Source organism: Achromobacter sp. Bel, from assembly GCF_012928505.1.
Taxonomy (GTDB): domain Bacteria; phylum Pseudomonadota; class Gammaproteobacteria; order Burkholderiales; family Burkholderiaceae_B; genus Achromobacter.
In genome coordinates this window covers 50597-58115 of sequence record NZ_JABBJN010000036.1, presented here as the reverse complement: position 1 = coordinate 58115, position 7519 = coordinate 50597, and the positions used below count along the sequence as shown (strand labels likewise).

General features: G+C 62.0%; 8 protein-coding genes. 6 read left to right on the top strand and 2 right to left on the bottom strand.

Features of this window, described 5'->3' with window-relative positions; translation table 11 throughout:
* Together HG262_RS21050 and HG262_RS21045 are read right to left on the bottom strand one after the other, a co-directional pair.
* Window positions 1-1223 (bottom strand): collagen-like triple helix repeat-containing protein (locus HG262_RS21050; RefSeq protein WP_169272867.1); only part of this gene is annotated, 1223 nt, incomplete at its 3' end.
* Between the two features lie 346 nt (window positions 1224-1569).
* Window positions 1570-3279, bottom strand: coding sequence for a ShlB/FhaC/HecB family hemolysin secretion/activation protein (locus HG262_RS21045; RefSeq protein WP_169272866.1), 1710 nt, complete (start codon window positions 3277-3279; stop codon window positions 1570-1572).
* 490 nt (window positions 3280-3769) lie between these two features.
* Between HG262_RS21045 and HG262_RS21040 the strand changes: the two genes are divergently transcribed.
* The 6 genes from HG262_RS21040 (at window position 3770) to cpaB (ending at window position 7410) form a co-directional block, all read left to right on the top strand.
* Window positions 3770-4600 (top strand): MHYT domain-containing protein, encoded by an 831-nt coding sequence (locus HG262_RS21040; RefSeq protein WP_169272865.1) that lies wholly within the window; start codon window positions 3770-3772, stop codon window positions 4598-4600.
* Window positions 4601-4721: 121 nt separating this feature from the next.
* Window positions 4722-4904, top strand: coding sequence for a Flp family type IVb pilin (locus tag HG262_RS21035; RefSeq protein WP_105556585.1), 183 nt, complete (start codon window positions 4722-4724; stop codon window positions 4902-4904).
* A gap of 143 nt (window positions 4905-5047) precedes the next feature.
* The gene (locus HG262_RS21030) at window positions 5048-5554 is read left to right on the top strand and encodes an A24 family peptidase (RefSeq protein WP_169272872.1); all 507 of its coding nucleotides are present in this window, start codon (window positions 5048-5050) and stop codon (window positions 5552-5554) included.
* Window positions 5521-5952 carry a TadE/TadG family type IV pilus assembly protein gene (locus HG262_RS21025; RefSeq protein WP_348984408.1) on the top strand — a complete coding sequence of 144 codons (432 nt, stop codon included), beginning with the start codon at window positions 5521-5523 and terminating at the stop codon, window positions 5950-5952. Before HG262_RS21030 ends, HG262_RS21025 begins: the two co-directional genes overlap by 34 nt.
* A gap of 1 nt (window position 5953) precedes the next feature.
* Complete coding sequence (locus HG262_RS21020) at window positions 5954-6445, top strand: TadE family protein (protein WP_169272863.1); 492 nt, start codon at window positions 5954-5956, stop codon at window positions 6443-6445.
* Window positions 6442-7410 (top strand): Flp pilus assembly protein CpaB, encoded by a 969-nt coding sequence (gene cpaB / locus HG262_RS21015; protein ID WP_169272862.1) that lies wholly within the window; start codon window positions 6442-6444, stop codon window positions 7408-7410. Before HG262_RS21020 ends, cpaB begins: the two co-directional genes overlap by 4 nt.
* The last annotated feature ends 109 nt before the right edge of the window (window positions 7411-7519 follow it).

Below are 7519 nucleotides of genomic sequence, written 5' to 3'. Positions count from 1 at the left end.
CTCTTCCGATCTCCACCGAGGATGCCGGTGATCGGGCTCAGCAAACCGCCGGTGCCGCCCGCGCCGCCCGTCAGGCCGCCGGTGACGCCGCCCAGCCCCAGGCCGCCGGTCAACGAAGCGACTGCGCCGGTGGCGTTGGCCAGCGTCGCGCCCAGCGGGTTCGGATTGGCAGGCGTGGCGTTCAACAAGCCGCCCGCACTGGCAACGGCGCCGCCCAGGCCTTGCAGCACGCCGTTCAGGCCCGCGGTATTGCCAGGCAGCGAACTGCCCGCCGAGGCGAGTGTGCCGCCCAGGTTAGACAACAGTCCCGCGACCGGCGCGCCCAGCTTGGTGGTTGCGCCGAGTTGTTGTGTCAGGCCGGTGACCGTGCCGGCCAACGGGCTGGCGGTGGGGTCAAGCGCGGCGCCCAGGCCGGCCAGCGTCGGCTGCAACCCCAGGGGCAGCACGTTGTCCACGGTCTTGCCGACATTGCCCAGCGCGGGCTCCAGGATCGGCGTGGACGGGCCACCCAGCACACCGCCCGTGATGCCGCCGACGGCTTGCGTCACCGGATTCAACAGGCCGCCCTGGCCGGAAAGGCCGGCGGTCAATGCGCCCACGGCGTTGGTGGCGTTGCCGAGGATGGTCGTCAGCGGCTGCGGATTGGCAGGGTCCGCATTCAACAGGCCGCCGGTGCTGGCGACTGTCTTGCCCAGGCCATCGACCAAGCCGCCCAGGCCGGTGCTCAGTCCGCCCGGCAGGCCGGTGCCCTTGACGGTGGTGCCCAGGTCGCTGACCAGCCCGCCTACTTGTTTGGTGACGCCGTCCACGGGTTGGCCCAAGCCGGTCGTGGCGCCCACTTCCTGAGTCAGTCCGACCACCGTATTGACGACAGGCGCCAGGGTGGGATCCAGCGCTTTGCCCACGCCGCCCAACGTCGTGCCCAGATTCAGGGGCAGGGTGTTATCCACGGCGCTGCCGGTATTGCCCAGGGTGGTTTGCAGCAGGCCGGTCGTCACGGGATTGACGGGGGTGGTTGGGTCCGTACCGCCGGGATTGGTGGGATCGGTTCCCCCAGGATTGGTGCCGCCGGGGTTGGTTGGAATATCGGTGCCGGGCAGGCCCGCTGACTTCTTGCCGCCGCCTCCGCCGCCGCAGGCAGCCAGGGCGCTCATCAGCGCGGCGGCCATGACGGTAGAGGTCAAAATACGTTGAATGCGCTTTGCGTCGACTTTGGTATACATGGCGAGCTCCTCGGGTTGGATAGGTCAGGCGATGAAACTGCCCGATACGTCTCTACATGCATAAACCGTGCCAATATTTTCCAGGCTCCTGTTATCAGGCCCGCGCGTAGTGTTTTTTGGTTTAAAAAGTCCTTTTATATCAATGGCATGCGTGTGGATCCAGGGTTTATACCAATCTTGGGAAACCCGCATTTTTGCGACGACAAAAACCCTGCGAATGTTACGAATGACGGGTTATTCCCCGTTACGTTACGGGCAACGTTACGTAACGCGGTGTGTGGAATCCGCAAAAAAAAAGCGCCTGTGAGAACAGGCGCCAATCAGTCCAGCGTGCCCCGGCGTTCGGTCAGAACGCGTCGTAGAACAGGGAATAGTTGGCGTTGAAGCGCACGTCCCGGTCGTTGTTGACGGGGGCGGAGCCGATCGGCTTGGCCACGTTGAAATCGAACAGATAGTATTTATCGTCCGTGAACCGCAGGCCCAGGGCAACGGAAGACAAGTGCCGCTGGTTAAGTTCCTGCAAGCCCTTGTTGTTGTACCAAGTGCGCGCGTAGTCCACCAAGGCATAAGGCTGCACGCTGGACAGGTATTCCCAGCCCGTGCCGAAACGGCGGTTGACTTCGGCCGATACGCCCACGCCCTTGTCGCCGCTCTGCTCGCCTTGCGCGTAGCCCATGGCATATCTCCAACTGCCGAAAGAGACTTGCTCCGATGAAGGCAGGATATTGCTGGAGTATTGGGCGGCGCCCGAAAATGTCAGTCCGAACTGCGCCGGCAACGCAAACGTTTGTTTCGCGTTCAGGTTGTATCGGGTGAAATCCAGGTCAAGGATCGGCGTGGCCGAGTATCCATAGTTGGTCGAGATGTCCTTTTTGGCACCTGCTGCGTCAAAACCCTTGGACACGCTCGCGGTAACGTCCGTTGTCTTGCTTTCTGAAATCTGAATATAACGAAGCTCGGCATTGGCGGCGCGCACCCGCGCATCCTGCTGCAGCCAAAGATCCGTAGTGCGCGAGTCGTAGCGGTCCTTGGAATTGGCGGCATAGACGCCGAGCGTGCCCGTCAGCGAACGGGTGTTGTTCAGCAAAAACGGATAACTGACGCCGACGCCGATGCGGTCGTTTTTTACCCGCCGCTCGAAGCCCAGGTATTCGATGGCGTCGTCCTGGGGTTTGGCGTCGTAGTGATAACCGTCGACTTTGATTGCCAAGCCGTCCGGGCCGATCGGCACGCGGACCTCGCCCATGACATATTTGACGTCATCGGTATTGAACGGGATGGATGCGGTCAGCTTCACCTGTTCGCCCAGCGGCGTCAGGCTATTGGTGCCTACATTGACCAGCGGCTGCATGCCGGTGCCCAGATCGGCGATGCCGCCTGTCACGCTTACGGGCTGGCGGGTGGCGGTCAGTACCAATTCCGTTGCCCCATCCGCGCGGCGCGGCAGATCCAGATTCGGGGTGAACTTCACGCCAGGCACGGTGCGCATCAGATTCAACTGGCGCTCCAACGTTGCCTGCTGCAAGGGCCGATCTTCTTTCAAGGGGCCGGCCAGCGTTTCCAGACGGTCCAGCGCATTGCCGATATCGCCTTCGATACGCACGTTTCCGATATAGCCCTCGACCACCGTCACGACGACCAGTCCATTGGCGAACGTCTGGTTCTGCACCAGCGCGAACGACAACGGAAATCCCTTGTCGCGGTACAGCTGGGTGATCTTGTCGACCTGCTGCACCAGTTCGCCCAGGCTGATTTCTTTTCCTGACAATGGTGCAAGGATGCCGGAGACCTCGTCAAACGGAATGGCGTGGACGCCGCTCACGTCGAAGTTCAACGGAACGATGCGTTGCGCCAGCCTGGCTTGCAGCGCCAATTGTTCGGGGGTGGCCGTTTCCACGACGGGGGGCGGCTGCTGGGCGCCGGGTGGTGTTTCCAGCTTGGGAAGCGAGTCGACGGGGTTTCCCCGAAGCGGCCCGTCTGCGCGCGCATTCGCGCTGAAGGCAAGGGCGCAGATAAGGGCGAGGGTAAGCGGGCTTGCCGGGTACGAACGTCTCATGCCTTGTATGTCTCTCGTTTCTGCAGGCGCTGTCCCGCCATGTATTCGATATTCATTCAATATTGAACATATTGAGGGACACAACATTAGTAAGAAGTGCATCCATGCGCCGTAGGCGGTATGGTGCCAGTCGCACCGGATAATGACAATTTATTTCATTGTGACCGATCGGAAACGACAAGATAACAACATTGCGAAATGCTCAGGAACCGATTCATATAGAAAATATCAGGGTTAACTCGTGGTTTTTAATAAGATTGATATAAATTTTGGGGTATCCGTTACATGTCTGATGCACGAGTATGGGGAATATTGGTGTAAACCCTGATGTGTATTAAATGTTAATAGATAAGACTATATAAACGTATCAAAACACATCGGTTTTCAGGCCATCGGGAGTCCACAAGATGGGCGCGTGTGACAGCAGTACTTCTCGGATATGCCTGCCGGCGCAACGCCACGATTGCGGACCATTTCATTGGGGCCGTCCATGAACCCGGGCGACGTCGTTCCCCTTTCATTTCATGGCGGTCTGGTCGCGCTGTCGTTCCTGACCGCAGTGCTGGGCTCGTACGTTGCATTGCTGGCCGCGGCGGGTATACGCACCGAAACCCAGGACGGTGAAATACGTATCGGTTACATCCTCATCGGCGCTATGGCCATGGGCGGGGTGGGTATCTGGAGCATGCATTTCATTGGCATGCAGGCGCAGAACCTCCCTTTTGAAGTGGGTTACCAAGTCGGTCTGACCATACTGAGTTTCATTGTCGCTGCCGGGTTTTCAGGGTGGGCATTCTGGTATGTCGGTCGCGACCGTTTCACGTTCGGGCGTTGCCTTGTCGGTGGCCTTGCCGCCGGCTTGGGCGTCGCCGCGATGCATTATCTGGGCATGAGCGCCATGCGCATGCCGGCGGTATTGCTCTGGAATCTTCCGATGGTTGTTTTATCGGTGCTTATCGCGGTAATCGCGGCGTCAGCCGCGCTGTGGCTGGCTTTCAATACGCAGAATGAGTTTCAACGCGGTGGAGCGGCCATTTTGATGGCGGTGGCGGTGTGCGGCATGCATTACACCGGCGCAGCGGCCGGCACGGTTATCTGCACGACCCCTCGTGACTATTCCAGCCTGCAAATCGGCGGGCTCATGTTGCCGTATATCGCGTTTGTGCTGTCCGCCGTCACGCTGCTGATCATGCGTTGGCAGTTGCAGCGGGCATCGTCCCGGTTTCGCGCCCGCATGGCGCAACGGATTGACTCGTTTATCGAATCGGCGCCGGTGGCGGAGCCTGGCAAGGTGCCAGGATCCACGCTAGGGCCGGGTTAGCAGGGCCCCGGTTTGCGTGCGGGCGAGGAATGCTCCCCGCAGAGCAAGCAGTTCCGGGCATAGGGGGCTGGTGTCGCGCGGCGGCGCAGCTCAATGATCAATCGAGTCTTAGGAGCTCGACATGAAAGCGAAACTTGCGCAGTTCTGGAATGACGAAGATGGCATCACTGCCCTGGAATACGGGCTGATTGCTGGGCTGATGGCGGTAGCGATCATCGCTGCAATAGGCTTCTTCACCGGAGGCCTGACCAGTCTGTTCACAGACTTGGGCGCCAAGCTTACCTCCCAGGGCGGGGCAGTTTAACGCCCGGCAAGCCGGTCCATGTCGAGGATGGCCCTTTGGGCCATCCCGACGGGCAGGCTGGCCACCCCGTTCATTGGCTTGAGCCGAATCGTTGAAGCCTGGTTTTTGAAATATCGGAAGGTCCCGCCTTGTATCCAGGGGAAGTGTTGTGGTGGCTGCTATTCGCAAGCTGGAATCTGGTGCTGATCTACAACGATCTGCGCTACCGCCGTGTTCCCAACGCGTTGATCGTCGCGGGGTTCGTGGCTCAGCTGCTTTGGCTGGCGGCCGCATGGGCAGTGCCTGGCTGGCTCTATCCGCCCAGATGGACTGGCGGCGCCATGGCGCTTGCCGGATTTCTGGCGGCGATCCCGTTCCTGATCTTGTGGAGCCGGCGCCTGATGGGCGCGGGCGACGTCAAGGCGATCGCCATCATCGGGCTGCTGCTGGGTATCGCGCCCCTGATCCTGGTGCTAGTGCTGGCGAGCCTGATGGCCGGCTTGCACGGCCTGCTGTATCTGATCGCGTCGCGGTACTGGACTCTGACACCGCGCATCCGCCAGATTCCGTATGCCGCATACCTGGGAGCCGCCGCGCTCAGCGTGGCGTGTATGCCGTTGAATTCGGCCTGGTATTCGTGGTGTTCTTCCTGGTGTTCTACGCGATTCTGACGTACTCGCTGGTGGCCGCCGCACAACAATCCGTGACGCTTGCCGCGCAAGAAGGCGCGCGCAAGGTCTTGCAGTGGCAAGAGGGCACGCCGTCATCATTGGCCATGCGGGCCAATGCCGGCCGCGATGCGGCCCTGTATCAGGCGCAGTGGATCAGTTCCATGTCTGCCGCCGGCGTCCAGGTGGCGGTCTGCGGCAGCACGGGCGCGCTGAGCAGTTCGGCGGGCGGGGCCTGCAGCGGCCGCACGCTTGCCGATGGACAGGTGGAAGTCACCGTGTCTTACGCCTACGGCGCTCACCCGCTGATTCCGGCGCTGCCGTTGCTGCAGACGGTGCTGATGCCGGCCTCCGGCGTATTGAGCGCCCGCGCCACGGTGCATCTGAATGGGGAACGCTGATATGCGCGCCAACCTTCGGCACCGTAAAGGCCGCTCTCAGTGTTCCCGTCAGCGCGGCATCGCCGCGCTGGAATTCTCGTTGACCTTGATCATGCTGCTGATGTTCATCTGCGGCGTGCTCAGCTTCGCGGTGTTGTTCTGGATGCAGCAGCAATTGGCGTCCGCCGCGACTGACGGCGCCCGCGCTGCCGTGTTCGCCCGATTCAACGGCCAGCCAAATGTATCGGTGGCGGCGTGCTCGGCCGCGATGAGCGCGTTTTCCTCGGGCTCCGCTGTCGTCTGTGCCACCACCAGCGCGCCGTGCGCTTGGACTGGCTCGGGGGGGCAGCAAGCCAATTGCGCCACTGTCGGCCTGACATACGACACCCAATCCTGGCCGCTGCTGGCCACCTTGCAGCGCCTGATCACCACATTGCCCGGCATGGGGCCGAACTGGATTCCTACCCGATTGCATTCGCAAGCCGTTGTTCAGATATCGCAAGGGACACCATGAGCAGTTTGAGCAAGATCGTCGCGGGATTTTTGTTGGTGGCGGGCCTGGTTCTGGCCTTCGTCGCTTGGCGGCTCGCGTCCGCGCCCACGAACCCGCCGGCAAGCGTCGCGCCGGCGACTTCCGCACCGACGGCCGCCGCGCCAGTCAAGCTCTATCCGGTGGTCGTGGCCAAAGCGGCCATTCCTGCCGGTACGAGCATCAACAGCGAAGGCATGCTGAGAGTGGACGACTGGCAGGCGCCGCTGTCCGGCGGATACAACGCCGTCGCCGCGTTGGAGGGCGCCGTCACGAAAGTCGATATCGCTGCGGGCGACCCGATCCTGCCCAGCCTGCTGGCGCAGGGGCTGGCCCGCCAGTTGAAGGCGGGCGAGCGCGCCGTGGCGATCGCGGTGGACGAAGTGATCGGCGGCGGCAACCGCATCGCGCCCGGGGATTGGGTTGACGTGTTCTTCATGATCGAAAAGGGCCAGGAAGTGCCTGGCGGCCAGTCGCGGTTGCTGCAATCCCAGGTGCGCGTGTTGGCGGTGGGCAAGGATTCCGTGGACGGGCCTGAGAAGAACTCGGCCGGACAGCCTGGCGTGCCGGCTCAGCCGGCCCAGCCCGCCAAGACCGCGGTGCTGGCGGTGCCGGTGGAACACGTGAATGAACTGATATTGGCCAGCCGCTCAGGCCGGCTGCAACTGGCCTTGCGCCCGTTGAATGACGACAGCGTGCCCGATACGCAATTGTTCGCTCAGCGCGGCACGGTGTTGCCGACCCGCGCGGATTTGACGCCGGAACAGCGCGAAGCGCTCAAGCAGGGACCGAACCGCGCGTTCGCTGGCGAAAGCCTGGTTCAGCTTGACGGGACGACGACTGCCGCGCGTGCCCCCACCGCACCCGTGCGCGGTGCGAATTCCAGCGGGGGCGGAGGCAGGACGGTTGAGATCTTGCGCGGAGACAAATCCGAACGTGTGCGTTATTGAACGTGGCTCCGCGCGGCTTGGCGCCGCGCGCGGCTGGACTCTCTCTCATGACTAGATTCAGCACAATGAAGAACTATCAGCGCACCACCTTGATCTGCGTCCTGTCGGC

Bases quoted from the DNA above. Each gene is read 5' to 3' on its own strand.
- cpaB (WP_169272862.1), top strand. From the start codon at position 6,442: ATGAGCAGTTTGAGCAAGATCGTCGCGGGATTTTTGTTGGTGGCGGGC.
- HG262_RS21040 (WP_169272865.1), top strand. From the start codon at position 3,770: ATGAACCCGGGCGACGTCGTTCCCCTTTCATTTCATGGCGGTCTGGTC.
- HG262_RS21035 (WP_105556585.1), top strand. From the start codon at position 4,722: ATGAAAGCGAAACTTGCGCAGTTCTGGAATGACGAAGATGGCATCACT.
- HG262_RS21045 (WP_169272866.1), bottom strand. From the start codon at position 3,279: ATGAGACGTTCGTACCCGGCAAGCCCGCTTACCCTCGCCCTTATCTGC.
- HG262_RS21020 (WP_169272863.1), top strand. From the start codon at position 5,954: ATGCGCGCCAACCTTCGGCACCGTAAAGGCCGCTCTCAGTGTTCCCGT.